The organism is Pseudomonas sp. MF6751, from assembly GCF_016613265.1.
Classification (GTDB): domain Bacteria; phylum Pseudomonadota; class Gammaproteobacteria; order Pseudomonadales; family Pseudomonadaceae; genus Aquipseudomonas; species Aquipseudomonas fluorescens_BV.
On record NZ_JAENSV010000040.1, the window covers coordinates 18,023 to 41,861 of the forward strand.

At 57.1% G+C, this 23,839-nt stretch carries 25 protein-coding genes and 1 pseudogene; 10 read left to right on the forward strand and 16 right to left on the reverse strand.

What is annotated here, in order from left to right:
- Positions 1–200 precede the first annotated feature (200 nt).
- Complete coding sequence (locus JJD66_RS22780) at positions 201–494, forward strand: hypothetical protein (RefSeq protein ID WP_200649091.1); 294 nt, start codon at positions 201–203, stop codon at positions 492–494.
- A gap of 258 nt (positions 495–752) precedes the next feature.
- Here the strand turns inward: JJD66_RS22780 and JJD66_RS22785 are convergent, their stop codons facing one another.
- Together JJD66_RS22785 and JJD66_RS22790 are read right to left on the reverse strand one after the other, a co-directional pair.
- A complete protein-coding gene (locus JJD66_RS22785) occupies positions 753–2,582 on the reverse strand; it encodes a hypothetical protein (protein ID WP_200649092.1) in 1,830 nt (609 codons plus the stop codon).
- A 274-nt stretch (positions 2,583–2,856) separates the two neighbouring features.
- Positions 2,857–3,372, reverse strand: coding sequence for a GNAT family N-acetyltransferase (locus JJD66_RS22790; RefSeq protein ID WP_200649093.1), 516 nt, complete (start codon positions 3,370–3,372; stop codon positions 2,857–2,859).
- Positions 3,373–3,491: 119 nt separating this feature from the next.
- Between JJD66_RS22790 and JJD66_RS22795 the strand changes: the two genes are divergently transcribed.
- On the forward strand, positions 3,492–3,986 hold the full coding sequence (locus JJD66_RS22795; protein ID WP_200649094.1) for a GNAT family N-acetyltransferase: 495 nt from the start codon (positions 3,492–3,494) through the stop codon (positions 3,984–3,986).
- A gap of 6 nt (positions 3,987–3,992) precedes the next feature.
- Here JJD66_RS22795 and JJD66_RS22800 read toward each other — a convergent pair whose 3' ends face one another.
- Positions 3,993–4,226 (reverse strand): hypothetical protein, encoded by a 234-nt coding sequence (locus JJD66_RS22800; protein WP_003192651.1) that lies wholly within the window; start codon positions 4,224–4,226, stop codon positions 3,993–3,995.
- A gap of 160 nt (positions 4,227–4,386) precedes the next feature.
- Between JJD66_RS22800 and JJD66_RS22805 the strand changes: the two genes are divergently transcribed.
- Complete coding sequence (locus JJD66_RS22805) at positions 4,387–4,929, forward strand: GNAT family N-acetyltransferase (RefSeq protein ID WP_200649109.1); 543 nt, start codon at positions 4,387–4,389, stop codon at positions 4,927–4,929.
- Positions 4,930–4,969: 40 nt separating this feature from the next.
- On the opposite strand, the gene JJD66_RS22810 is transcribed toward JJD66_RS22805, so the two are convergent.
- On the reverse strand, positions 4,970–5,698 hold the full coding sequence (locus tag JJD66_RS22810; protein WP_200649095.1) for a hypothetical protein: 729 nt from the start codon (positions 5,696–5,698) through the stop codon (positions 4,970–4,972).
- Between the two features lie 428 nt (positions 5,699–6,126).
- On the opposite strand from JJD66_RS22810, the gene JJD66_RS22815 reads away from it, so the two are divergent.
- From JJD66_RS22815 to JJD66_RS22825, 3 genes are all read left to right on the forward strand, one after another.
- The gene (locus JJD66_RS22815) at positions 6,127–6,681 is read left to right on the forward strand and encodes a cytochrome b (protein WP_200649096.1); all 555 of its coding nucleotides are present in this window, start codon (positions 6,127–6,129) and stop codon (positions 6,679–6,681) included.
- A gap of 70 nt (positions 6,682–6,751) precedes the next feature.
- Entirely contained in the window at positions 6,752–6,916 is a 165-nt protein-coding gene (locus tag JJD66_RS22820; RefSeq protein WP_169921996.1) for a hypothetical protein, read from the forward strand.
- Between the two features lie 37 nt (positions 6,917–6,953).
- The gene (locus tag JJD66_RS22825) at positions 6,954–7,319 is read left to right on the forward strand and encodes a hypothetical protein (RefSeq protein WP_200649097.1); all 366 of its coding nucleotides are present in this window, start codon (positions 6,954–6,956) and stop codon (positions 7,317–7,319) included.
- Between the two features lie 36 nt (positions 7,320–7,355).
- Here the strand turns inward: JJD66_RS22825 and JJD66_RS22830 are convergent, their stop codons facing one another.
- Positions 7,356–8,072 (reverse strand): class I SAM-dependent methyltransferase, encoded by a 717-nt coding sequence (locus JJD66_RS22830; RefSeq protein WP_200649098.1) that lies wholly within the window; start codon positions 8,070–8,072, stop codon positions 7,356–7,358.
- A gap of 185 nt (positions 8,073–8,257) precedes the next feature.
- On the opposite strand from JJD66_RS22830, the gene JJD66_RS22835 reads away from it, so the two are divergent.
- Positions 8,258–8,638: a cupin domain-containing protein gene (locus JJD66_RS22835; RefSeq protein ID WP_200649099.1), complete on the forward strand. Its 381-nt coding sequence runs from the start codon at positions 8,258–8,260 to the stop codon at positions 8,636–8,638.
- 144 nt (positions 8,639–8,782) lie between these two features.
- Here the strand turns inward: JJD66_RS22835 and JJD66_RS22840 are convergent, their stop codons facing one another.
- The 7 genes from JJD66_RS22840 to JJD66_RS22870 all read right to left on the reverse strand — a co-directional run bounded on the left by JJD66_RS22840 (position 8,783) and on the right by JJD66_RS22870 (position 16,335).
- On the reverse strand, positions 8,783–9,868 hold the full coding sequence (locus JJD66_RS22840) for a GlxA family transcriptional regulator (RefSeq protein ID WP_054896289.1): 1,086 nt from the start codon (positions 9,866–9,868) through the stop codon (positions 8,783–8,785).
- Between the two features lie 22 nt (positions 9,869–9,890).
- On the reverse strand, positions 9,891–11,297 hold the full coding sequence (locus tag JJD66_RS22845) for an amino acid permease (RefSeq protein WP_200649100.1): 1,407 nt from the start codon (positions 11,295–11,297) through the stop codon (positions 9,891–9,893).
- Between the two features lie 138 nt (positions 11,298–11,435).
- Positions 11,436–12,176: a BPL-N domain-containing protein gene (locus JJD66_RS22850; RefSeq protein ID WP_200649101.1), complete on the reverse strand. Its 741-nt coding sequence runs from the start codon at positions 12,174–12,176 to the stop codon at positions 11,436–11,438.
- Positions 12,177–12,286: 110 nt separating this feature from the next.
- Positions 12,287–14,017: an OPT family oligopeptide transporter gene (locus tag JJD66_RS22855; protein ID WP_200649102.1), complete on the reverse strand. Its 1,731-nt coding sequence runs from the start codon at positions 14,015–14,017 to the stop codon at positions 12,287–12,289.
- A gap of 204 nt (positions 14,018–14,221) precedes the next feature.
- Positions 14,222–14,848, reverse strand: a complete 627-nt coding sequence (locus JJD66_RS22860) for a glutathione S-transferase family protein (RefSeq protein WP_200649103.1) — start codon at positions 14,846–14,848, stop codon at positions 14,222–14,224.
- Between the two features lie 67 nt (positions 14,849–14,915).
- Positions 14,916–15,611 carry a tRNA (adenine(22)-N(1))-methyltransferase gene (locus JJD66_RS22865; protein ID WP_198715689.1) on the reverse strand — a complete coding sequence of 232 codons (696 nt, stop codon included), beginning with the start codon at positions 15,609–15,611 and terminating at the stop codon, positions 14,916–14,918.
- Positions 15,612–15,621: 10 nt separating this feature from the next.
- Positions 15,622–16,335, reverse strand: coding sequence for a FadR/GntR family transcriptional regulator (locus tag JJD66_RS22870; protein ID WP_032896089.1), 714 nt, complete (start codon positions 16,333–16,335; stop codon positions 15,622–15,624).
- A gap of 336 nt (positions 16,336–16,671) precedes the next feature.
- Here JJD66_RS22870 and JJD66_RS22875 point away from each other — a divergent pair, with 336 nt between their 5' ends.
- Both JJD66_RS22875 and gudD read left to right on the forward strand, forming a co-directional pair.
- Complete coding sequence (locus tag JJD66_RS22875) at positions 16,672–18,021, forward strand: MFS transporter (RefSeq protein ID WP_200649104.1); 1,350 nt, start codon at positions 16,672–16,674, stop codon at positions 18,019–18,021.
- 19 nt (positions 18,022–18,040) lie between these two features.
- Positions 18,041–19,366 carry a glucarate dehydratase gene (gene gudD, locus JJD66_RS22880; RefSeq protein WP_200649105.1) on the forward strand — a complete coding sequence of 442 codons (1,326 nt, stop codon included), beginning with the start codon at positions 18,041–18,043 and terminating at the stop codon, positions 19,364–19,366.
- 196 nt (positions 19,367–19,562) lie between these two features.
- Here the strand turns inward: gudD and JJD66_RS22885 are convergent.
- From JJD66_RS22885 to JJD66_RS22900, 4 genes and pseudogenes are all read right to left on the reverse strand, one after another.
- A pseudogene (locus tag JJD66_RS22885) lies at positions 19,563–20,564 on the reverse strand (chitinase); the annotation flags it as partial.
- 40 nt (positions 20,565–20,604) lie between these two features.
- Complete coding sequence (locus JJD66_RS22890; RefSeq protein WP_200649107.1) at positions 20,605–21,240, reverse strand: lytic polysaccharide monooxygenase auxiliary activity family 9 protein; 636 nt, start codon at positions 21,238–21,240, stop codon at positions 20,605–20,607.
- 323 nt (positions 21,241–21,563) lie between these two features.
- Positions 21,564–21,938 carry an addiction module antidote protein gene (locus JJD66_RS22895; RefSeq protein WP_198715692.1) on the reverse strand — a complete coding sequence of 125 codons (375 nt, stop codon included), beginning with the start codon at positions 21,936–21,938 and terminating at the stop codon, positions 21,564–21,566.
- Between the two features lies 1 nt (position 21,939).
- Positions 21,940–22,242 (reverse strand): type II toxin-antitoxin system RelE/ParE family toxin, encoded by a 303-nt coding sequence (locus JJD66_RS22900; RefSeq protein ID WP_032896084.1) that lies wholly within the window; start codon positions 22,240–22,242, stop codon positions 21,940–21,942.
- A gap of 328 nt (positions 22,243–22,570) precedes the next feature.
- On the opposite strand from JJD66_RS22900, the gene JJD66_RS22905 reads away from it, so the two are divergent.
- Entirely contained in the window at positions 22,571–23,755 is a 1,185-nt protein-coding gene (locus JJD66_RS22905; protein ID WP_200649108.1) for a hypothetical protein, read from the forward strand.
- Positions 23,756–23,839: the final 84 nt, after the last annotated feature.

Consider the following 23,839-nt stretch of genomic DNA (forward strand, 5'->3'; position numbering starts at 1 on the left):
TTGCGCCGTGGCGCACTCCCCAGCCTACTCAGTCGATGCGGGTTGTCGCCCGATCGAGTCCGGAACGTCCTTATTAAGGCGAAAAGGGGACGGCGAAAAGGGGACAGATTTATTATCCTAGAAATAAATCCGTCCCCCTTCCGCTTATGGAGGTTGTGCTTTGGGTCGAGCAGCGCGGATCAAGTGACGTTGGCAAGAACATGCGCAGTTCGCTGGACCTAATCGGCGAGAACGCTGGGCACGTCAAACAAGGTCGAGCCAAGTTGGCTGTACAGCACCGTGGTGACGCTTGCAAGGCAGATGGAGAAACTGGTGGCAAATCGATGGTTTTCGCTGCTGCGCTGAAGTTATACCCGCCGCAGAAAGAAAAGATTCATCAAAACGATTTTTTGGATCTGCGGGAGTCAGGCCAGCTCACCGATGATTTTTCTCCCAGTCGCAGCCCCATCACCACAATGCTCATCGGTAATGTGGCCTGGTCAGAAAATCTCTGAGGACCAAAGCGGTAAAGCATCAACGTCTGCCTTCTGGTCCGTTATCGGCCAGTCTAGTTTAAACAAGAGATTTCGTCTCAAACGTTGACGATGTTATGCGAGCGATTCAGATATCGGCTTGGGTCGTTTTCTGCCCCTCATGACAGGCAGAAATCGGCCAAAAGCGGACTGCCCGCATATTAACAATATCCGCCCTCCTTCGGTCTTTACCATTACTTACCGCCTCGCCCCATCTCAATCATGGTTATATGGGGATTGTTATTTACTAAGGCTATCTAGTTGGATTTTTAGTCTCTCAAGCTCCTCTCGTAACTCTTGGTTTTCTTTTTCTAGCATCTTTGTCCGAACAGCTTTTTTGTTTGCGTTGCTGGGAATTGATAGCAGGGTTTCAAGCTCATCTTTGTAGGGCATTATTGGCTGGTAAAGCTGGTGGTATGCTCTGCCAACTGCGCCCCTGTAAAGTTGTAATTCTGGACTTTTGTCTCCTACTAGTAAAGTATGGCGAGTAGCAATTCCAGGATATGGGTCAATAAATACAATTCTGCTGATTCCAAGTTGGTAGGCTTTCTTGGAGCAGAGTTCGCATGGACTGGCTGTAGTAAATAGTATCCCGTTTCTAAGCTTCATTCCGCCATGCTTTGAAATCTGAAGGAATGCATTTTCTTCTGCGTGTAGTGAGCGTGTGTGAACTTGGTTTTTTTCACCGTCTATTTCATTTTGCATGTCTTTGAAGCAAAAAGACAAATTGCGACCTTCCAGTAGCGGTGATTTTCTTAGCTTGTCAAATTTCCCATGTAAAACCTCCCTAAATTTACTATCATTTCTTTCATACTCGCTGTATGCATAAGTATCCTGCCCAAGGAGTAAGTCTTCTGCATTTCTGAGAAGGCATGGTACTTGCCCTTGTGGCGTATTGTTCCATCCAACTGATTTGACAGAAAATTCCTCGTCAGTTACTGCTGCCCCCACCTGCCTTGATATGCAGCCAGAACTTTGCTTCACCGTGTAAGCAATTTGCATGCAGCTTTCTAAAGATGTTGGCATTACCAACCCTGGGTGCTGTATTAAAGAAACATACCAGGCAAGCTGGCATTTAAGCTCAACGTTATTGAACTGTTCTTTTCTAGGATTGTGTATGTGTATGTCTGATATTTCTATGCATTTTTGTATGTTTTGCGAGATGAATTTGCTATACCCAGAAAGTTTGCTTGGGTACTCTTTTTCATCAAGCTCTTTTATTTGGAATTCAGAAAATTTGTGTGTACTACGGAGGTGGGCTAGTCTGTTTTCATTTTCTGTGTTTATTGATACCAGATAAAACCCTGCGTAACGTTCTTTAAAAAATATTGCTTCGTATGGATTTCTGATTGCGTCAATCACAATGAAGCAGGACTCATCGTTTTTTCGGGCTACATGGTGTGCGGACTTTATTATTTTGTTTATAGTTTTGGGAAAATGAAAGACTTTTGAGTCATCAAATTTAGAGCTATTTACCTGCCCTGATGCTCGAATATTGTCACCTGCACTCTGGTATATTTTTGTGTATGCATCTATCGAAATATTTTTTAGGGCCTCTCGTATTTTGTTTGAGAAAACTGGCAATCTTTTGAAGTAAAAATCGAAAGCAAATTCTTGCTTAGCTTCTATTTCATCAAGTGTGCTTTCAGGACTCCTAAGATACTCAGATATTTCGATATGAAGATCATCGTATTCTTCTTTTATTACTCTCATGGCTTCCGAAGCTTTATGTATATCCCTAGACATCACTTCGGAAATAAAGCGGCAAAACTCTGAAAAATTAAGTGCGAGAATGTATCTAGTTATGACCGTTCTAACTTGAAGACACTGAAACGACTGCCATCGGCACTCAATAAACTTTTTGATTATTCGATGTTTTCTTAGCTCATTATTTGTAATTCCAGAATAAGCATTCTCTGGAAGCTCAATCGAGGCACTACAAAGAATTTCCGCTGATGTAGAGCATCCTGAACCAGTTCTTCCCGTCAAACCAATTACAACAAATCTTTTATTCTCTTTGTAAACGCTTCCAATAGCTCTGGATGATGGGTTTCCTAAAAGCTCTGACATATGGTTTCCATGCGTGGATTTTTGTGAGGGAGCTATCAGCTTTCGTCTAGGTTGGGTTGTGAGTCCGTAAGACAGGTTGAGCGTAGCGATACCTATCCATAATGGCTATCTGAAATTATCACTGCCGGTTCACCAACTACACACCGACCTCATCTCCATTCGCCCAATACTTTGCCCGAAAAGGGGACACATTTATTTATAGAGCAGGCAGTCTGCCCTTGGCCGATTTCTGCCGCTCGTGAAGGTCAGCATCCGGCCAACCTGATACCCGGAGTCAAACCACCGCTATCCAGTACACAACCGAATCATATTTCTCCGCCATCCGCCTCTCGATGACAACTCCCCCCAAAGCTTCAGCAATACGTCGACTCGCACGATTCTGCGTCGCAACTGGATAGATGAAGCTCTCTGCCGCCACCCACTGGCTAGCCCACTGAACAACCGCCCGCACCGCTTCACCACCAAACCCCAACCCATGTTTATCTTCACGAATCCAGATACCCAACTCCGGTGTTTCACTGCCGGTATGGTGCAGCCCGACCAAGCCGGCAAAACGAGCACCTACCCGCTCCCTGATCGTGAACACGATGTCGCTGCCATCCGCTATCGCAGGCAGCCACCGCCCCCAGACTTGCGCGTACTCTTCCAGCGAGGCAAGCGGTTCCCAGGACATGTAGCGAGTCAGTGCCGGAGTGATACAAGCGAAGGACTCAACAGCGTCCTGCTCGCAGAAGGGCTCGATGCAAAGGCGTTGCGAGAGAATGCGGATCGCGTGGGTGTCCACTGGCATCTCAATTTCCTTCCTGGGGACCGTTACTCCATGTATATCGTGAACCTACCATGCGGGTCGCTTCATCACTATCAGGCTCTCTATACTGGCTTCCCAGGATGGTAGTTGGAGCACACAATATGCCCGTCGCACCCAATCAAAATTCCCCCGTCATTTTGGTCCCGGTTCAACAAAGCGACTTGGATAATCTGGTAGCCATTCGAATCGAGGCCATGCGCGAAAGTCTGGAGCGTGTTGGGCGATTTGACCCAGTGCGTGCGCGGGAGCGGTTTCTTGGCGGCTTTGAAGCTCGCGACACACGCTATATCGAGGCGTCTGGAGAGAGGGTGGGTTTCGTAGTGGTGAAACATCACCCCAATGAACTCTTGCTCGACCATTTGTATATAAGGCCGAGCGCGCAAGGTTCAGGGGTAGGGTCTGCAGTTCTCTCTCAGATTTTCAAAGAGGCCGATGCAGCTGCGCTGCCTATCAAAGTGGGGGCTCTCAAAGAAAGCGCTTCGAATCGCTTTTATACCCGCCATGGCTTCCAGTTCATCGAAAGCAGTGAATTCGACAATTATTATGTTCGTCAGCCTATTCCGGCGATTGGCGCTCATTCCGGAACCATGGGCTGACGTGGACTAGCCCTTCAGTTCACCAGCCCGATTGCTCGCCGCGTCGTCATACGCCACATACAGAGACTCTGCAATTTGGCTTTTGATCGCCTTGGTGGCCTCCAAACCCAACACAAAACCCTCGGCTTTACCGCCAGCACGGTTGAGTTCTTCATGGGTGGAGGCGCCAGTAATAGCGTCAAGCAGCTTGGCGGCGTGGGGGCCGACGCCTTTGGGGAGGGAGATCTGGTCGATGGACATTATCGCTACCTTGAAAAATTGAGTTCGGGAGCGAGTGAAACCACTGCCGGGGCAGGCATGGTAGACCTGTTTGCCATGAAAGGGGTCGCTTTACGCGCAGCGGCGCTATTCTTTGCGGCTAGGCAGTCAGATGGGGCCATTGATCAATCTGGAGGGGTTTATGGAGTATTGCGTTGAGGGCTATTGCCTTCGGCCTTTGTCACGTGACGATTTCGAGAGGGTCAGCCGTTACGAACGCGTCAACCGCAGGCATCTGCAACCCTGGGAGCCGCTCAGGGATGAGGAATACTTCACCACCGGCAACGCCAAGGCCAGAGTCGAGCAGCAGGTCAACAATATGCACGCTGGCAACGCTCTGTGTTTCCTCTTGCTTGAACCCGAGAGCGGAGAGGTCCTAGCGCGGTGTAACTACACGAACATTGTAAGGGGCGTTTTTCAGGCCTGTCATCTCGGCTTCTCGCTGGCGGAATCTGCCCAGGGTCGCGGCCTGATGAAAAAAACACTTCAGGTCACTAACCAAAACTGTTTTGAGCAGTTGGGTCTTCACCGGATCATGGCCAATCATTTACCCCGCAATGTGCGAAGTGAACGCCTTCTGGAGTCGCTGGGGTTTGAAAAAGAAGGACATGCGCGAGCCTATCTGAAGATTGCTGGCGTTTGGGAGGACCATACGTTGAGATCGTTGATCAACCCTGAACAATAAGCGCGCCCCCTGCCACCGAGACAGTCGCAGGTTGCGCCAATCAAGCCTGGGTGCTGAACCCCTGGGCAGCACGCCGCTCCAACATCGCCCGCTCAGTCTCTTGCGTCGCGCGCTCGCCGTTGGAAGACAATTGGTTTATGAAAAACTGGTTCCTGCCCGCTTTAATATCCGACGGGTCATGCGTTCTGAACAAGGGCGCCAGATCAATAGTGCTGGCGAAGTTTTCATTGGTCAGGCTGTAGTAGCCCAGGGTGCTTCCCGACCAGGGTGAACCTGCGTCTACCATGTCGATGGCGGCGTTGCGGTAGGCCACGGCTGTGGCCTTCAGCTCAACGGATTGATTGAGCAGAACCGTCAGCCTCTCGGTCGCCTCACGGCTGAGCTGGCCAGCCGTATCGAGCACTTTCAGCCGGCCGTCAGCCTCAACGGTAAAACCGTACCCGGTGCTGGCCAGGTCGGGCGCAGTGGTTGCCAGGTTCGCTTCGAATGTCTGGAAGGAAGCTTTCAGCGCACTTTGCGCGCCATTGAACAGGTCGACGAAGCGAGGAAAGTGCGGCGATTCGGAGCGACCGACCCAGGTATCAACGGCCTCCGGGGCTTGTGCCGTGGTTGTCGCCGCTTCACTGGGATGGTAAATGGCCGCGGGGCCGGCGTTTGCCAGGGCTTGCTTGGCGGGGTCCGTCGACGCCTGGAGTACGAGCTTCTGCTCAGAAGGCGTGAGGTTGAGATTGGCCGGTGGAATATAGGCAGGGCTAACGGAAAGTGCCATTTAATCGGTCCTTGATTAGCGGGTTCATACGGGTTATCGACCATAAACGCGTCAGCTTTAGACCGTCACGGGAGCAAGCTCCCTCGCCACAGCTTTTGATCGTTCCACGCCCTGCGCAAGAACGAACACGCGCCCGAAGCATTCCTGGTGCTCAAAGGCTCGCCACGGGGCATTTTGAATACCGGGCATGAAGGTGGGGAGCGTACGGCTGAAAATGCTCGGTGGATTTGAACAGGCTACGCCCATGCCGTTGGGCATCCAGATCACACCCTGAGGGATGCATGTTTTCTTGATGTTTCGACACGACCGCTGCCTGTGTCTCCTTGTATATGATCTGGTCACCGCCAGATTCAGTCTGGCCGTTTATCATCTGTCGCCTCAATGCGCTTGAAAAAGAACGCAAGGCGACTCGCCAGAAGGATACGACAATGACGACTTGCGCACCCCCTGCTGGGTCACGTGAACACTACGACTCGGTAAGCCGAGCAGTGCATTGGCTGATGTTCTTGTTGTTTGCGTGGATCTATTGCTCAGCCATAACCCATTACCTGGCGTCAGACTCAACGCTGGATAAATGGCTGTGGCCCTTTCACAAACCCGTAGGGTTGTTATTACTGGTGTTGCTGATCCTACGTGCCGGCTGGAGTCTGCTGAACCGACACCGGCGCCCACTCAGCATCAGCCGTGTCGCCGCCGCCGGGCACGGCATGCTGTATGCACTGATGTTCCTGATCCCGCTGATCGGGATGATCCGCCAGTACGGCTCCGGCCGGGCTTTTTCTGCGTTTGGCGTGCCGGTCATGGAGGGGTTCGAGGGGGGAAAAATCCAGTGGATGGTTGATCTGGGCAGCAACTTTCATAGCTTGCTGGGTTGGACAATGCTGGTGCTTATCCTCGGGCATGTCGGGGCGGTGGTCATGCACTATAGGCAGGGCGATAAGCAGGTACTGCGGCGTATGACAAGAGGGGTGCGCCAGCACTGAAGTGACGCGGCCCACAGGTAGGGCCGCGCTGTCAGGATTGCTCCCACATTACCGGCTTGATCGCCCGCCCATGCTGGCGCGCCGTGACCAGGCCACTTGCATTGCGGTACCCTTCTCCACCGCGTTGGCGATGGAACACAAACGGGGATACCCGGATATCGTTGCCGAGGACATGAGTGGCAACGCTTGCGCCCCGCGCTTCAATAACGCCCGCTCTGATCAGCCTATCGCCTGATGCCCCAACCCACTCCCAGGATTCACGGATTTCCTCTATGCCGCCTGCCTCACGCGACCACGCCCGTATCGAACGCCGTCTCATCGCGGCCCTGACCGACGCCTGCGAGATCGCAAAGGTCGAAATTCCGGGCTTCGACTGGTTGACCCACACCGTCGACTACCACGCGTTTCCCCAAAGCCTGCGGGTGATCTGGGTGTTCGACAGCGTTGCGAGCAAGGCTCGCGCCCTTGAGACCGGCGCGGACGCCCGTATGCGCGAGCTGACTACCGCCGCGCTGGATGACGCTGACGTGCACGTCCCGAACATCGGCCGCTGCGTCAGTTTCGACTCCGAAGAGGAATGCCACCTTCGGCATGGCGGCGATTGGCGTCGGCGGCTGGCTACTCTCCGGGCGATCTGAATCGCGCCACCGGTTGTCGAGCAAGGGCAAACATCGCTACCCCACTTTGCACGTCAACCAAGCCCCCCAGAAAAGGCTGCTGAAGAAACGGATCGCGTCGCCGAAGCCAGCGTCATGCAACAGCTTCTGAACTGCGGCCTCGGAATGGGGTGGGTCGGCGCCTTGAAGGATTTTGCCGAGCTTGGCCTTCACTTCGTCCGGGGTGGCGCCATGCTGACGCCAGCGTTGGCCCCATGCGGCCAGCAGCAACGGCTGGCTGGCATACGCGTAATGATTGCCCGCGACGATCAGCGGTGCCCCCGGTTTCAGGTGCGCCCGAATCGATCGCAGCATCCGGTCCTTGGCGTCATCCCCCTCCAGATGGTGGAGCACACCGATCAAGGTGGCGGCGTCGTATGACCCGTCTGCTGCCAGGTCTTCAAGCGTCCCGAGATGCAGGGTGGTTCTGTCAAGCAAGTGGTTGGCTTCCAACTGCTGCCTTGCCGCGTCCAGCATCGGCTGGGAGGGATCAACCGCCATGAAGCGCCAGCCCGGTTCAAGGTTGGCCATGGCGATGATCTCCTGCGCCGTACCGCCGGCGCCGACCACAAGTACCTTGGCCGAAGGGGCATCGCCAAGGCTCGCCGCGAGCATGCAGGCTGCCAGATCCTGGCACGCGTCATAGCCCGCCAGCGCGATACGGCTTTGTCGTGCGTACTCGTTGGCTCTTGAGGTATCGAATTTTTCAACAGGGTTGGGTTTGGATGAGTTCAAGGCGGTTCTCCGTGGCCTTGAAGGAAATTACGTTAACCGTGGCAGTAAGAAAAATGCATTAATTTTATGTGCTGCATTCCCATGGGGAATGCGGGGGTGTAGGAGTGGAAGCGTTGCAGGATCGTACAAGCCTATGACCTGTCGGCCCGGATAGTCTGGCCTTCTCACCGACAGGAAGGCTCAGCATGACTCACCTACAGCAACCCGCCCAACCGATAAACCTCGCGCACAAAGCCTCGCTCATCAATCAACAATGGAGCCCAAGGGTAGTCGCCGAAATGAACGACTACCAGTTCAAGGTGGTGCGCATCGAGGGCGAATTCATTTGGCATTCGCACCCCGAAACCGATGAAGCGTTCCTGGTGCTTGAAGGCACGCTGCGTATCGACCTGCCGGATGGCCCGGTGTATGTGAAGCCGGGTGAGTTGTATGTGGTGCCGCGTGGCATTGAGCACAGGACGGCGGCCGAGGGAGAGGCCAAGCTGATGATGATTGAGCCACGGGGCATTTTGAATACCGGGCATGAAGGCGGTGAGCGCACCGCGTTGAATGACCAGTGGATTTGAGCGCTGAGGCTTATTGTCCTCTGTAGGAGCGAGCTTGCTCGCGAAAAACGCCAACGATAACGCGTGCTTCCTGAATGAGCGCGGCGCCTGTGAGTTTTTCGCGAGCAAGCTCGCTCCTACTGGCATTCGGGCAAGCCCCAAGCCCTATCGCCTTTGAATCTGCACCGTAGCAAACGTCGGCTCGTCGCGCGCCTGCTCCAGTGTATTTCTGGGCTGTTGCGGGGCCCGGGATTGCCCCTCTGGCCTTAACGCAGGCGGCGGATGCAGGCGCATGTCCGAGCGCTCATCGCTGGGCGCAACGCCGAAGAAATCCCGGTAGCACTTGGAAAAATGCGGCGTGGACACAAAGCCGCAAATCACCGCCAGCTCGACAATCGAAATGGGCGTCTGCATCAGCAACTGGCGCGCACGGGTCAGGCGCAGCTTGAGGTAATAGCGCGATGGCGTGCAGTACAGGTGCTTCTGGAACATGCGCTCCAACTGGCGGCGGGACACGTGCACGTAGGCGGCCAGTTCGTCGAGGTCGATGGGTTCTTCCAGGTTGGACTCCATCAGGGCGACCACTTCTTGCAGCTTGGGCTGTTGCGTGCCGAGCAGGTGTTTGAGCGGCACGCGTTGGTGGTCGCGCTCGTTGCGAATGCGCTCGTACACGAACATCTGGGAAATCGCCGCCGACAGCGTGTGCCCGTGATCGCGGCCGATCAGGTGCAGCATCATGTCCAGCGGCGCAGTGCCGCCAGAGCTGGTAAAGCGGTTGCCATCGAGCGTGAATACGCTGGAGCTGACCTTGACGCGGGTAAACGCCTCCTGCATCGACGCCATCAGCTCCCAATGCACGCTGCACTGGAAGCCATCGAGCAACCCCGCCTGGGCCAGTGCCCAACTGCCGGTGCACACCGCGCCGAGACGTTTGCAGTACAGGCGCGCCTGGCTGCGCAACCAGGCGATGAGCGCAGGGCTGATAGCCTGTTGAATGCCCACGCCGCCGCACACGATCACCGCATCGAAGCCGCGCTGGTCCTGGGCGCACGCGTCCGGGGTCACCGACACGCCATCGCTGGCCCACACCGGCTGGCCGTCCAGACTGAGGGTTTGCCAACGGTAGAGTTCTTCGCCCGCCAATTGGTTGGCCATGCGCAGCGGCTCGACCGCACACGACAGCGAGATCAGGGTGAATTGGTCCAGCAGCAAAAAGCCGATGGTCTGGCAAACAGGTGCCTCGGTTTCCATCACCGCTACCCCACAGGCGTGATCAGGAATGTTCCAGCGCCACCGGCTTGGGTGCCCGGTTGTGCTGACGCGACGTAACCAGGCCGATAAAGGAAATCACCAACGCCAGGCCAATGGTCGAGGACACTTCAGTGCGGTGTTCCGGCGTCACCATCATCACCCCCAGGGCCAGGCAGATGAATACGATCACCAGGTAAGTCAGCCACGGAAACAGCCACATGCGAAAGGTCAGTTCGACGTTCTGCCGAAGCAGCAACCGACGCATACGCAGTTGCGAGATAGCGATGACCAGGTACACCAACAACGCGATGGCGCCGGAGCTGGCGAGCAGGAACTGGAACAGACCGGCCGGCATGAAGTAGCTCAGCAACGTAACGCCCGCACCGATGATGGTGCTGGCGATCACCGCCGCCCTGGGCACGCCCGCCTTCGAGGTGATTTTAAGCGCTGCTGGCGCATCGCCGCGTTTGCCCAGGGAAAACAGCATGCGCGAAGAAATGTAGATCGAGGAGTTCATGCAACTGGCTACCGCGATCAACACCACCACATCGACCATGAATTTGGCGTTGGGGATGTTCATAATTTCCAGTGCACGCTGATAGGAACCCACGGACGCCAGTAGCGGGTCGTTCCAGGGCACCACGGAAATCACGACGGAGATCGACAGCAGGTAGAACACGCCAATACGCCAGATCACCGAGCGGGTGGCCTTGGCGATGTTCTGCGCCGGGTTGCTCGATTCCGCCGCGGCGATGGTCACCGCTTCGGTGCCGATGAAACTGAACATGATGGTAATGAACGCGCCCACCACCGCCGACAGGCCGTTGGGAGCAAACCCGCCGTGTTCCTCCATCAAGCGGCTCAAGCCGCTGGCTTCGCGATCCGGGATCCAGCCCATGAGGACGCTGAAGCCCAGGCCGATAAAGCCGACGATGGCAATCACCTTGGCCATGGCGAACCAGAATTCGAATTCGCCGTATTTGGCCACGCTGAACAGATTGGTGATCACCAGCAGAACGATTGAGATCAACGCAAACAGCCACGCATCAACCTGAGGGAACCACTGGTTGAGCACATGCCCGGCGGCCAACGCTTCGATGGGAATGACCAACACCCAGAACCACCAATACAACCAGCCGATGGTGAACCCCGCCCAGGGGCCGATGGCCTGGTCGGCGTAGGTGGAAAACGAGCCGGTGTCCGGGCGCGCCACCGCCATTTCCCCCAGCATGCGCATGACCAGCACCACCAACAGGCCGGAAAACAGGTAAGCCAGCAACACCGCTGGCCCGGCGGCGGCGATCGCATGCCCGGAGCCGACAAACAACCCCGCGCCGATGATGCCAGCGATGGACAACATGGTCACATGGCGCGGCTTGAAGCCCTGCGCAAGCTGACCGTTGGAATCGTTGCAGTTGAGGCTAGTCATTGTTTTTGTTGTTCTCGGGCGGCCAATGACCTTCACCTTAAGTGCCCGAGGCCAGGCACAAGTAGCCTGGTTACGCCACCATCGTGCCTGATATCGACATGGGGAATAGTGGCATCCTGAAGTAACGGGCGGCGCGCCCTACTCTTGCGCGCTACGTATCAACGACCCGAACAGCTCGCCACGCGGCATTTTGCTCAGCTCGATATCGGCATTTTCAAACCATTCCCGCCCAGCTTCCGGATGCGGCCCGCTCAGCACCACCACGCCACGTTCGTAGGTGTAGCGCGCCGCCGCCACGTCGCCATTGTGGTAGGTCGCGATGACCTTGTAAGGCGCAGCGGCGCTAGCTTTGGGGAAGTAAGGGCCATCCTGATAGAACACAGAGTCGGGTTGCCCGTCCCACGTCACCCGCACGGCGGCGTCCTCAATACCGGACACTTCAAAACCGGGACGGCCAGCTTCGGTATCAAGCGCCTGGGGGATCAGGCCGAAGTTGTTGTCGTCGGCCAGGTAGGCGCCCATGCACAGGCCCAGGTAGCGGCCGCCTTTGGCGACGTAATCGCGGATGGCTTCTGCACGCGCATCGCCCAGGCTGTCGAGGGCGGCCGGGATGTCCTGGCCACCGCCGGGTTGCACGTATAGATCGTAGCGCGCCAGGGTTTGCGGGGTGATGTCGATGGGTTCGTCGGCACCGACGAAGTCGATCTGGTAATTGGGGTTAAGGCGCTGCAGGGCGGTTTTCACGTTTTCCGAGCAATCCGGGCAGCCTGCCGGGCCTCGGTAGATGGCGACATGGGTGATGGGGCCTGCGCCGTGTACGGGTAAAGGATGCAGCGTAGCAACGGCGAGAAACGCGGCAGCGATGGCAGGCAGTTTCATGGGTTAGGCTCAACGGTCAGTTGAATGGGTTTGATCCGGACGTGACAGCGCCAAGCCTATAACGGTGAGCCTTTTGAATTCGTGAAGAGTTGTAAATCCACGAGGGCCATTTATCCACTTCCCAGCATCTGCCATAACGACGCGCCTACGCCGGTAATACTCTCACCGGCGATCAGCCCCGCCGCTGCCGTGATCGCAAAGCGCTGCGTCACGCTCGGCAAGCGACAGCTCACGGCCCAGGTCATGATCGCGCCAAGGGCCATCATCAGCGACACCGACGCAGGCAAGACAAACGCCAGTCCCAAGGCTGCCGCACTGGGCAGATAGCGGGCGCGATGGGCGGGCAGCGTGCTGTCGAGAAAGCCCAGCAGCACGCCGCACAGGCTTGCAACAGCAATGGCCCAGCGGATGCTGGGTGACAACGAATCCAGCCCGTGGGTCAGGGTTTGGGCCACGGCTTTCCAAGTGGCGACGGCCGGAGCTGGCCACTGTTCGGTGAGCAGCATGGTTTGCGGGTCTGGGATCAACGCCAGGTAAGCGAATACGCCGACGATGCTGCCGACAAAAATCCCGAGGATCTGAGCGATCACTTGCTTGTGCGGCGTCGCGCCAATCGCTTTGCCCACCTTGAAGTCATTCATCAGGTCTGTGCACTGCCCCGCCGAACCGCCGGCGGTGTTGGCGCTCATCAGGTTGATCGGCACCTGGCCCGGCGCAACGATGCCAAAACTCAGCTGAGATAATTGCCCGATGGCGCCAATCGGCGGAATACCGGTTGCCCCCACCACCCGCGCCGCCACGGCGGCCAGGCAGATCGCCAGGGGAATGGTCAGCAGCGCCATCCCAAGGTTGATACCGAACAACAGCGCTTGCAGGCTCACCACCAACACGATCGCCAGCGCGAACCCCACGGCAGGCCCAGGTTTTGGAATCGCCCAGGGCGTGCCGCCAGTCGCTCGGGTTGAGCGATGCAACGCCCACAGGCGAATCGCCAGGGACGCCAGGGTGGAACACACCATCAGGCTCACGCCGGGCCACAGCAGCCATTCCACCAGCGCGGCAAATTGCGGGCCGCTGCTGTCGGCGGGCAGGCTCACCAGGTCGTTGGCCAACAGCCACGGCCCCAGCCCGCCCCATGCCAGCAAGGCGCCGAGCAACAGGGTCAGGCCCACGCGAATGCCGATAATGCCGCCGAACCCCAGCAACAACAGCGAAGGGTCGGCGGTGAAGGTCAGGCGCTCCAACTGGGCGTTCGGAGACCAGCGCGGGAAGGCCCACATAAAGGTATCCACCCACTTGACCAGCCCGGACAACAGCGCCGCGCCGAGCAGCACTTTTAAACGCGTGGCGGCTTCGCGGCCATGGTTGTAGATGTGCAGCAGGGTCTCCAGGGTGGCCATGCCTTCGGGAAACTTCAGCGCCTTGTCATTGAGCAATGAAGGCCGCAGGTACCATGCGATCCAGATCCCCAGGAAACTTACCGAGAACACCCAGGCGATCATCGGCAGGGCTGCCAGTTGGTTACCCGTGAGCAGGGTATACGCCGGGATGGGCGCGACCAGCCCGCCGGAAATGATCGACGCCGCGGCAGAGGCCACGGTCTGGTTGATATTGCTCTCGTGCAGGGTCCACGGCAGGTGTTCAGCAGAACGCCGGGCCAGGCCTTGCCAGATGCCATAACCGATCAGCAAGGCGATGATCGACATATTGAACGACCAGCCGATCTTCAAGCCTGCGTAGACATTGGAAGGGGTCAGCAGGATGCCCAGCACGATCCCGGTGATGACTGCCCGCAGGCTCAGTTCGCGCTCTACGGGCGCGATTGACGAGGTGGAGTGCATGCAGATTCCTTTCGAGAAAAGCCAGTGCCACCTTTTAAGTGAGCGCTGGGAGACTCGAAGGTTCACCTGCCGAAACGGGTTCTGTAGGAGCGAGCTTGCTCGCGAAAAACCCAAAGGCGCCGCGTTCATCCAGGAAACACGCGTTATCGTTTACGTTTTTCGCGAGCAAGCTCGCTCCTACAGGAGGCGGTGTCGGTGGTCCCGCTATTTGGCGAACGCGTATTCCCCGCCCCGCTCCACCGCCTTGCGGTAAGCCGGGCGCGCCTGGAGCTTTTGCAGCCACGCGGCCAAGTTCGGGTAGGCCTGCAATTTGCCCTGGGCCTGGGCGACTTCGCCGATAAAGCTCATCTGAATATCCGCGCCGCTGAGTGCGTCGCCCACCAGGTACGGCGTGTGGCCCAGCACGTCATTCAGGTAGCCTAGGTAATTGGCCAGCTCCGATTCGATCCGAGGATGCAGCGGCGCGCCCGCTTCACCCAGGCGTCCGACGTAGAGGTTGAGCATCAGCGGCAGCATGGCCGAGCCTTCGGCGAAGTGCAGCCATTGCACATAGCTGTCGTAGGCATCGGTGGCCGGGGCGGGTTGCAGTTGGCCGTTGCCGTGGCGGCGGATGAGGTAGTCGATGATCGCGGCGGACTCGATCAGCACACGAGAGCCGTCTTCAATCACCGGGGATTTGCCCAGGGGGTGAATGGCCTTGAGTTCAGGCGGCGCCAGGTTGGTCTTGGCGTCGCGCTGGTAGCGCTTGATGTCGTAGGGCAGGCCCAGTTCTTCAAGCGCCCACAGGATACGTTGCGAGCGGGAGTTGTTGAGGTGGTGAACAGTGATCATCGAGGCAACACCTTGGGGGGATTTAAGAGAAGACTACAGCGTAGCGGTGAAGTGCCGCGAATGTGGCTCACGCGAGCAATTGCTCGATCCACTTCACCTGCTGCACGATCTCCTGCACTTTCTGCTCGGGCACCGCCTGCCGCGCCTGTTCGAGGCTGGCCAATGTCTTGCGCTTCTGGCGCAACATCCGTTGCCACTTCGCCACAAACGCCGGGCTGCGGGCCTGCATTTGCAGCGGGCCAAAGTACAGTTGCTCTTCGGTGTAGGTCACCGCTCCAACACGTTCAGCAACGATGATTTCGTAGTAGAAGCGGTTTTCCAGTAGCAACTCCTCGTGCAGGATCTGGTAGCCGTTGCCCATCAACCATTGGCGCAGGGGTTGCTCGCCGCCGTTGGGTTGCAGGATCAGGCGCTCCCGCCCATTGAGGTGCGCCTTGCCGCTGTCGAGAATGTCGCGGATCGTCTCGCCGCCCATGCCGCACAGGCTGATGGCGGTAATGTCATCGCCCGCTTGAATCGCCGCCAAACCATCGGCCAGGCGCACGGTGATGTGCTGCGCCAGGCCGTTGTCGGCCACGGTACGGTTGGCCGCCTGAAAGGGTGTAGCGGCCACTTCCCCCGCCACGGCCGCCGCAATAGCGCCGCGGTGTATCAGGGCCACCGGCAGGTAGGCGTGGTCCGAGCCGATATCGGCCAGGCGGGCACCCGCCGGTATGTGCGCGGCCACGCGCTCCAGGCGCTGGGACAAGGTGTGTTCGTTCAACGGTGATTCCTTAAGAGTGCCCGGAAAATCGATCCCGGCTGTTGGTCAAGTGCAGCACCATGGCCGCCCGTGCGGCGTCCGGGTCCTGGCGCTTGATAGCGTTGTAGATGGCCTCGTGTTCCAGGTTCGCCAACTGCCCCAGTTGGGCAAAGTCCGCGCCGCCGCGCTCGACGGCATTCACCTGGGTGCGCGGAATCATCGCCGTGCCCAGGTGCTGCATGATGTCGGTGAAAAACGTATTGCCGGTGGCTTCGGCGATCAGTTGGTGAAAGCGCTTGTCCTCCTCCACACAGCTGTCGTTGTTGGCCAGGGAGGCTTGGTAGTCGTCCAGCGCCTGGCGCATGTGGGCCAGTTGTGCCTCGCTCCTGCGCAGCGCGGCCAAGGCCACCGCTTGCACTTCCAGGCCCAGGCGTAATTCGAGCATGTTGCGCACGCTGGCGACCGTGTCCACATGCAGGCGCAGGCCCGGCTGCGTGTGCTGCTCCAGCACAAAGGTGCCGATGCCGTGACGCGTCTCCACCAGCCCCGACGCCTGCAGCTTGGACAAGGCTTCACGCACCACGGTGCGGCTCACCCCATGCTCAAGCACGATGGTGGATTCGGACGGCAGTTTTTCACCCGGCTTGAGTTGCCCCAACTGGATGCGCTGGGTCAGTGCCTCGACCACACCCTGGGCCAGGTTGGCGGAACGTTTGCGCACAGGCGGTGTGCTTTTAATCGGCATCGAGACGGGTCCACGGGGTTGGGCTGGGAGGAGCTTATCACCCTGAGCGCACGGGGCGACGGGTGGCGGCGAAAAACACCCAACTTGTATGACAACACACTCATCCCACCTCACCCGACCCTGTCTTCGCTTTGAGAGAAGCGCACACCCCGAGCCATCACCAGCGGGGCAAAACCCAATAAAATCTGGCAAATAACCAAAATAGCCAATCTCAATACCGGCTTATAAGAACAAAAACAGCCCTGACAGGATTGCGACCTTCAAAAAACAACTTGTATGATGTCTGTCAACAAAACACCAAACCCGCATAAAAATAATCAGGGGGAGTTTTCATTCGTGAAGCATTCAAGCCCAGCATCTGCCGTACCCGAAAGTGATTCAGCGCTCGCCCGCGCCGTGAGCAAAGTGAAGCGCCATGTGCTGCCACTGTTCGTGGTCATGTTCATCCTCAACTACATCGACCGGGTCAATATCGGCTTCGTGCGCACGCACATGGAGCATGACCTGGGAATCGGCGCAGCGGCCTACGGCTTCGGCGCCGGGCTGTTCTTCATTGGCTATGCGCTGTTCGAAGTGCCGTCCAACCTGCTGCTGCAAAAAGTCGGCGCGCGTATCTGGCTGACCCGCATCATGTTCACCTGGGGCATCGTCGCCACGCTGATGGCGTTTATCCAGAACGAAACCCACTTCTACATCCTGCGTTTCCTGCTGGGTGTGGCGGAAGCAGGATTCTTCCCGGGCGTGATCTATTACTTCACGCGCTGGTTGCCCGGCGTGGAACGCGGCAAGGCCATCGCGATCTTCCTCAGTGGCTCGGCGGTGGCGTCGTTGATCTCCGGGCCGTTGTCGGGTGCGTTGTTGCAGATCGAAGGTTTTGGTTTGCATGGCTGGCAATGGATGTTCGGCATCGAGGGCCTGGCCTCGGTGGCGCTGGGCTTCTTCGTGTGGTTCTGGCTGGACTCCAAACCCCATGATGCCAAGTGGATGAGCCGCGAAGAGCAGGATGCGCTGGTGGGTGCCATCGATCAGGAGCAACGTGATCGCGAAGCCCTGACCACGGTGAAACCCACCCTCGGCAAACTGCTCAAGGACCGTCAGATCCTGCTGTTCTGCGCTCTGTACTTTTGCATTCAACTGACGATCTATGCCGCCACCTTCTGGCTGCCGAGCATCATCAAGAAAATGGGCGACCTGAGTGATGTGCAGGTCGGTTTCTTCAACTCGATCCCCTGGCTGATCTCCATCATTGCCATGTATGCCTTCGCCTCGCTGTCGGGCAAGTTCAAGTTCCAACAAGCCTGGGTCGCCGCGGCCCTGCTGATCGCGGCGGCCGGCATGTTCATGTCCACCACCGGCGGGCCGATCTTCGCTTTCGTGGCAATCTGTTTTGCGGCCATCGGGTTCAAGTCTGCGTCGTCGCTGTTCTGGCCGATCCCCCAGGGCTATCTGGATGTGCGCATCGCTGCCGCGGTGATCGCGCTGATCAACTCCATTGGCAACCTGGGCGGCTTTGTGGCACCGACTACCTTCGGTTTTCTGGAACAAACCACCGGCTCGATTCAGGGCGGGCTGTATGGCCTGGCCTGCACCTCGGTGCTCGCGGCCATCCTGGTGTTCTTTGCCAAGACCTCACCCTCTGCCGTACCGGCCGTGCCCAGCGGCGCCGCCATCAGCAAACCTCTTTGAACTCAGCCAGGAACGCGCCATGAATACCCCTGTCGTTACTCATTTCCAAGTCATCCCCGTCGCCGGCCACGACAGCATGTTGCTGAACCTCAGCGGCGCCCACGGCCCCTACTTCACGCGCAATATCGTCATTCTCAAGGACAGCAGCGGCAACACCGGCGTGGGCGAAGTACCCGGCGGCGAGCGCATTCGCCAAACCCTGGAAGACGCCCGCAGCCTGGTGATCGGCCAGCCGATTGGCCAGTACCAGCGCGTTCTCAACCAGATGCGCAGTACCTTTGCGTCTCGAGACAGCGCGGGCCGCGGCCTGCAAACCTTTGATCTGCGCATCACCATCCACGCCGTCACCGCCATGGAGGCCGCACTGCTCGACTTGCTGGGCCAGTTCCTCGAAGTGCCGGTGGCCGCCTTGCTTGGCGAAGGCCAGCAACGCGATGCGGTGAAGATGCTCGGCTACCTGTTCTATGTGGGGGATCGCAACGCCACCGACCTGGCCTACCGCAACGAGGCCGACGCCGATGACGACTGGTTCCGCCTGCGCCATGAAAAAGCCCTGACCGCCGATGCGGTGGTGCGCCTGGCCGAAGCGGCCAAGGCCAAATACGGTTTCAATGATTTCAAGCTCAAGGGCGGCGTATTGAGTGGCGACGCAGAAATCGAAGCCGTCACCGCGCTGGCTGAGCGTTTTCCCGATGCGCGCATCACCCTTGACCCCAACGGCGCATGGTCGTTGAAAGAAGCCATCCGCCTATGTCGCGACCAGCATCATGTGCTGGCCTACGCCGAAGACCCTTGCGGCGCAGAAAACGGCTACTCTGGCCGCGAAGTCATGGCCGAATTCCGCCGCGCCACGGGCCTGAAAACCGCCACCAACATGATCGCTACCGACTGGCGTGAAATGGGCCATGCCATCCAGTTGCAATCAGTGGACATCCCCCTCGCCGACCCGCACTTCTGGACCATGCAGGGCTCGGTGCGCGTCGCGCAGATGTGCAACGAGTGGGGCCTGACCTGGGGCTCGCACTCCAACAACCACTTCGACATTTCCCTGGCGATGTTTACCCAGGTGGCGGCGGCCGCACCGGGGGAGATCACCGCCATCGATACCCACTGGATCTGGCAGGACGGCCAGCGCCTGACGCGGGAACCGTTGAAGATTGAAGGGGGCTATGTGAAGGTGCCGGCCAAGCCTGGCCTGGGCGTGAACATTGATATGGACGCCGTGGCCCAGGCCCATGAGCTGTACAAAGGCATGGGCCTTGGAGCGCGGGATGACAGTGTGGCGATGCAGTTTCTGATCCCGGGTTGGGGCTTTGATAACAAGCGGCCTTGTCTGGTGCGGTAAATCGGCTTTAGGAATGCTCAGCGCAATTTGAGCGTGACGCAAAAAATCCGATGCCCAAACAGGCATCGGATTTTAGTCAGATCAGAAGCGTAGCTGTTGGACCTCTGGCACGTCTGCCAGAGGCCCCTTTGCACTACTGCCGATTGGCGATCTCCAGTCCCGCCTCATCCTGCTCCAGGCCAGCGAGATCAGTGCCATTGATCATCGGCCCATAACGGCGGCTGAATTCCCAGTTGTAGGGCACGTGGTCTTTGCTGATCCCGTTGTCCCAATTCACCGACCAGGTCATCAGGCCCTTGATCGACAATCCTTTGTCGTGCAAACGCTTGAATGTATTGGTCACGGCTGTTGGGTTGATCACATAACCGGTGGCAGCCGCATCGACGTTCGCGGGCAGGCCAATGACGAACTTGTCGGCCGGGATCTTGGTAAACCCGCGCGTTCCGCTCACCAGACTTTCGGTGAGGTAAAACAGGAAGTCCTCCTTCATCGCGTCGTTGTTCTGGGCAATCCAGGCGCCATTGCCGTTGTTGACCTCCTGCACCCAGATGCCGTCGCCCCCCTGGTTGTAATACTGCGGGGCGATGAAGTCGTAATAGCCTTCCAGCGCCTGGATGTAACCGACGTATTTGCCGGCGGTGGTGAGGTACGGAAACTCCGGCGCCATGCTGATGATGAAGTGTTTGCCTTGACCTGCGTAGTGGTCCTTGACCAGTTTCAAAGCGGCAGGCAGGACAGTCTTGTTGTCGGCGAAATCAATCGCGCTCTGTTCAAGATCGATATCCAGGCCATCAAAGCCATAGGTTTCCACCAGGCGGATAATTTCGCTGGCCAGTGGCTGTTCGTTGCCTTTATGCAGTTCGATGTGTGCATCGGCGCCGCCAAGGGAAATCAGCACCGCCCTGCCCTGGCTGTTCAGCACACCCACCTGGCGACGGAACTCGGCGTCGGAAAGCTTGTACGGGGTGAAGGTTGGGATACCGTTGCCCTTCATGAAGGCCACGGCCACCACGTTGTAATCCTTTGGCACATCCACCAGGCTCATATTGGCGAACTGGCCACGCTGGTAGCCATCGCTCGGGCCGGCAGGCCAGTTGTGCCAGAAGCCCATGAGGATCTTTTTGCCGGCAATGCTCGGCATCAGCGAAGCGGCATCGTTGAGCGGCGATTGCAGTGAGGTAAAGTCAATCTTTGACATGTTCTAATCCTTCAGAACGTGTGGGTTTAACGGCGCGGGCTTATTTGAAGTCCACATCGAAGGCTTGATAGAAGGCGTTGCCGGTGTTGGCGACGATCCACATCAACACAATCACATGCTGGCCCTTCTTGTTGGCCGGCAGTTTCACTTCATGATTGACCTTGGCCTTCAGTTCGCCGGCATGGCTGTAGTACGGCACCTGGGCATAGAAGTCTTCAGCGAACGGCTGGGTTTCCAGTTGTGCGCGGGTGATGCGCTGTTTCGGGTCCCAACCATCCTTGGTGATCAGCCAGCGATAGCCACGGGTGGTGTGCGGCGCGGTGTATGCCCAGGTGACCTTGAAGGTCTGGCCCGGCTCGACATTGAGCAACGGCCAAGTGAAAGCACGGCCGAGTTTCTTGGCCATTTCCTCGTGGGTGAAGTTGATGCAGTCACGGGCATCGGTCTTGCCACCGCTGAGAATAAAGCCGTCGGCTGGCGGGGTGACGCTGTCACTGTCGGTTTGATAAGGCGCCGGGAACGGACCGGCCGTCAGTGCCGGGAAGTTCTTGCCGCCTTCCATTTCGTTGACCTGCCAGGTCTCCAGCAGGCCAAGATCCACGGCGACTGCGCCACGGCTGGAAGGGGATGTGACACGACCATGGCGAAGAGGTGCCTGGGTTTGTGGTTTGTTCATTTTGGGACTCCATTGATTTGATTAAGAACCCTCCTTCCTTGAAGGAGAGGACCTCAACCTAACGGAGTGGCTTTTTTTTGCTACAGGCCCATTTTTCACTCATTTTCGTTTTGTGAGCGCGCCGACCTGCAAATACTGGATATATAGCCAGTATCATGGAGGAAACCTTACGCTGCCAGAGGTCGATTTCCTACAAGACCAGGCGCACATCAACACGCCTTCTCTCGTAAATGGCTTAATCCCGTTCGTAACGGATGGGCGCTCTGTCGACAAAAAGGGACGTATCTATTTTCAATCAAATAAACCGTCCTGTTTTTGGTTCATCACGCTTTGCCAATGACGACCGTTTTATTAATTGCGGTCGCGGCAATCGGTTGCACCGTCAGTTCCACCCCTAATGCCAACATCAGCTTCTGGACCGTCTCATATCGCGTCTTTGAGCCGCCTTTCAGGGTTTTATACAGGCTCTCCCGATTCACCCCCGCCGCTTCGGCAACCTTGTTCACTCCCTGGGCCTTGGCAACCTCGGCCAGCGCCTTCATAAGGACTTGCGGGTCATGGCACGCCATGCTTTGCGCAAGATAGGCACTGATGGTTTCCGGGCTATCAAGGAAACGTGAAGCCTCATAGGCGCTGGTGCCGGATGTATCCAGCTCGAGGATCGGCATGTCCTCTGGTTTGAATGTCGACTTACTCATGTCATTGACCTCTCAGAGCATCGAGAATCTCTTTTGCCCGCTTGATTCCTCGTTTCTGGTCGGTTTTATCGCTCCCCCACAGCATCAGGTAAGCGGTGATGCCCGTGCGCACAAAGTAAATCCTGTAGCCGGGCCCGACAAACACACGCATTTCACTCATGCCATCGCCTACAGGCTGGCAATCGCCAAAATTGTTTTCTTCGGCTCGATCCAGGCGGATCAGCACAGCCGTTTTTCCCCACACATCCCTCATACCGTCGAGCCATGTATCGAACTCGGGCGTCCTGCCTATAGTATTGATCACAGAGTCACATGTAGCCTACTGGCTACTCCTTGTAGATGCCAGTGAATTTTTAATGTCGGTGTGCACCGCCAGCCTCCGCGCAGGCAGCCGGGCAATACTATTAGCGCTTGTGTCCTCGGGCACCGAGTCGCCTTGGAGTAGCGCCATCAACCCTCCCACATCTTCCACCCACTTGAAAGATCGCTGAGTGGTTGTGACCACATTCATGACTGCTCGGCGATTTTATCTAGGGTAATTAAATCAGCCCCCCTCATCCGATATTGCAGAGCGTCTGACTGTCAGCTATCGTCCATAAAGGCACAACGCCATCTAACAAAAGGACTCGAAAATGAGCACAGTACAACGACTGGCTATGCTCGTTTTGATGGCGACACTTAGTACCGCCTGTATGCCACAAGGGCCCTATCGAGTAACGCCTGATCCTGCGCCTGGCCCAGACGGCCGGATTACCCCACACAAAACACTCGACGCGCAAAAAACCATGCAATGTGCGGACTCAGACGAGAAAAACCAAAACTGTATTTACTTTGTTGAATTTGACGAGTTTGGTAATTCATTTAGTCGGCGCCAGTTGGACTCAGGCGTGAATACAGCTCGAGACGTCGCGCGATCTGGGGGCAACATTATTGTTTATATCCACGGGTGGCATCACTCCTCCAGAGTCGACGACAGTGACATTGATAATTTTCAAAACCTGGTAACCAGATTCGGTAATACAAAAAACACACCGAATAAAACAATGGGCATTTATGTCGCTTGGCGCGGCGACTCTATCGACAAGCAAACTCCGCTCGTCGGCTGGAGCAGCTATTTACTTACATTCTGGGATAGAAAAGCTACAGCGCATAACGTTGGAAACGGCGGCGGGGTTTCGGAGCTTCTACGCAAGCTATCTAATATCCGCGAAATGAACCCCGACTCCCGTTTAATCGTGATTGGGCACAGCTTTGGCGGAGCAATTCTTTATTCCTCCATCTCACAGACGCTTGGGGACCAAATCCGCCGCGACGCCTATGGGAGCGAAAGCTCGAAAGCGACATCGGTTGCCGACTTAACGCTTCTAGTTAATCCTGCCTTCGAAGCTATGCGCATGAAACCGCTCTTTGACTTGGCAAGATCCTATGAATACTACAGTCCTCTCAGACCGAGTTTGGTGGTCGTCACGACCACTGCTGATTGGGCTACGAAGGATGCCTTCTCATGGGGCAGAAATTTAGGAACCTTATTTCAAGCATACCCGGAAAAATATTACCGGGCTTTGAATACTACGGCGATAGGGCATTATGAGCCCTACATCACTCATCAGTTAGTGGCAGCAACTTGCACAAGCTCTACGCTCGACCCACTTCCACTGGAGGCCATCAATAAATCCCCAAAAGACTTATGCATTCCAGGTACTGGAGCCGACGGAGTGTCACCTTTATTACTTACTCGTTGCGAGAAAGCTTATGACTGCGAACGTGTAATAGGGGGGCGGTTGCAGAAGCTGAGTGCAACACGGTTATTGATTTGAAGCTGGAGCATGATGCCGCATAGCCATGGCTTCCTGCATCACCTCGCCCATGACTTCGATCGGGCACTTGAAATCGAAGCGTTT

Bases quoted from the DNA above. Each gene is read 5' to 3' on its own strand.
- JJD66_RS22780 (WP_200649091.1), top strand. From the start codon at position 201: ATGCGCAGTTCGCTGGACCTAATCGGCGAGAACGCTGGGCACGTCAAA.
- JJD66_RS22785 (WP_200649092.1), bottom strand. From the start codon at position 2,582: ATGTCAGAGCTTTTAGGAAACCCATCATCCAGAGCTATTGGAAGCGTT.
- JJD66_RS22790 (WP_200649093.1), bottom strand. From the start codon at position 3,372: ATGCCAGTGGACACCCACGCGATCCGCATTCTCTCGCAACGCCTTTGC.
- JJD66_RS22795 (WP_200649094.1), top strand. From the start codon at position 3,492: ATGCCCGTCGCACCCAATCAAAATTCCCCCGTCATTTTGGTCCCGGTT.
- JJD66_RS22800 (WP_003192651.1), bottom strand. From the start codon at position 4,226: ATGTCCATCGACCAGATCTCCCTCCCCAAAGGCGTCGGCCCCCACGCC.
- JJD66_RS22805 (WP_200649109.1), top strand. From the start codon at position 4,387: ATGGAGTATTGCGTTGAGGGCTATTGCCTTCGGCCTTTGTCACGTGAC.
- JJD66_RS22810 (WP_200649095.1), bottom strand. From the start codon at position 5,698: ATGGCACTTTCCGTTAGCCCTGCCTATATTCCACCGGCCAATCTCAAC.
- JJD66_RS22815 (WP_200649096.1), top strand. From the start codon at position 6,127: ATGACGACTTGCGCACCCCCTGCTGGGTCACGTGAACACTACGACTCG.
- JJD66_RS22820 (WP_169921996.1), top strand. From the start codon at position 6,752: ATGCTGGCGCGCCGTGACCAGGCCACTTGCATTGCGGTACCCTTCTCC.
- JJD66_RS22825 (WP_200649097.1), top strand. From the start codon at position 6,954: ATGCCGCCTGCCTCACGCGACCACGCCCGTATCGAACGCCGTCTCATC.
- JJD66_RS22835 (WP_200649099.1), top strand. From the start codon at position 8,258: ATGACTCACCTACAGCAACCCGCCCAACCGATAAACCTCGCGCACAAA.
- JJD66_RS22840 (WP_054896289.1), bottom strand. From the start codon at position 9,868: ATGGAAACCGAGGCACCTGTTTGCCAGACCATCGGCTTTTTGCTGCTG.
- JJD66_RS22845 (WP_200649100.1), bottom strand. From the start codon at position 11,297: ATGACTAGCCTCAACTGCAACGATTCCAACGGTCAGCTTGCGCAGGGC.
- JJD66_RS22850 (WP_200649101.1), bottom strand. From the start codon at position 12,176: ATGAAACTGCCTGCCATCGCTGCCGCGTTTCTCGCCGTTGCTACGCTG.
- JJD66_RS22855 (WP_200649102.1), bottom strand. From the start codon at position 14,017: ATGCACTCCACCTCGTCAATCGCGCCCGTAGAGCGCGAACTGAGCCTG.
- JJD66_RS22860 (WP_200649103.1), bottom strand. From the start codon at position 14,848: ATGATCACTGTTCACCACCTCAACAACTCCCGCTCGCAACGTATCCTG.
- JJD66_RS22870 (WP_032896089.1), bottom strand. From the start codon at position 16,335: ATGCCGATTAAAAGCACACCGCCTGTGCGCAAACGTTCCGCCAACCTG.
- gudD (WP_200649105.1), top strand. From the start codon at position 18,041: ATGAATACCCCTGTCGTTACTCATTTCCAAGTCATCCCCGTCGCCGGC.
- JJD66_RS22890 (WP_200649107.1), bottom strand. From the start codon at position 21,240: ATGAACAAACCACAAACCCAGGCACCTCTTCGCCATGGTCGTGTCACA.
- JJD66_RS22895 (WP_198715692.1), bottom strand. From the start codon at position 21,938: ATGAGTAAGTCGACATTCAAACCAGAGGACATGCCGATCCTCGAGCTG.
- JJD66_RS22905 (WP_200649108.1), top strand. From the start codon at position 22,571: ATGAGCACAGTACAACGACTGGCTATGCTCGTTTTGATGGCGACACTT.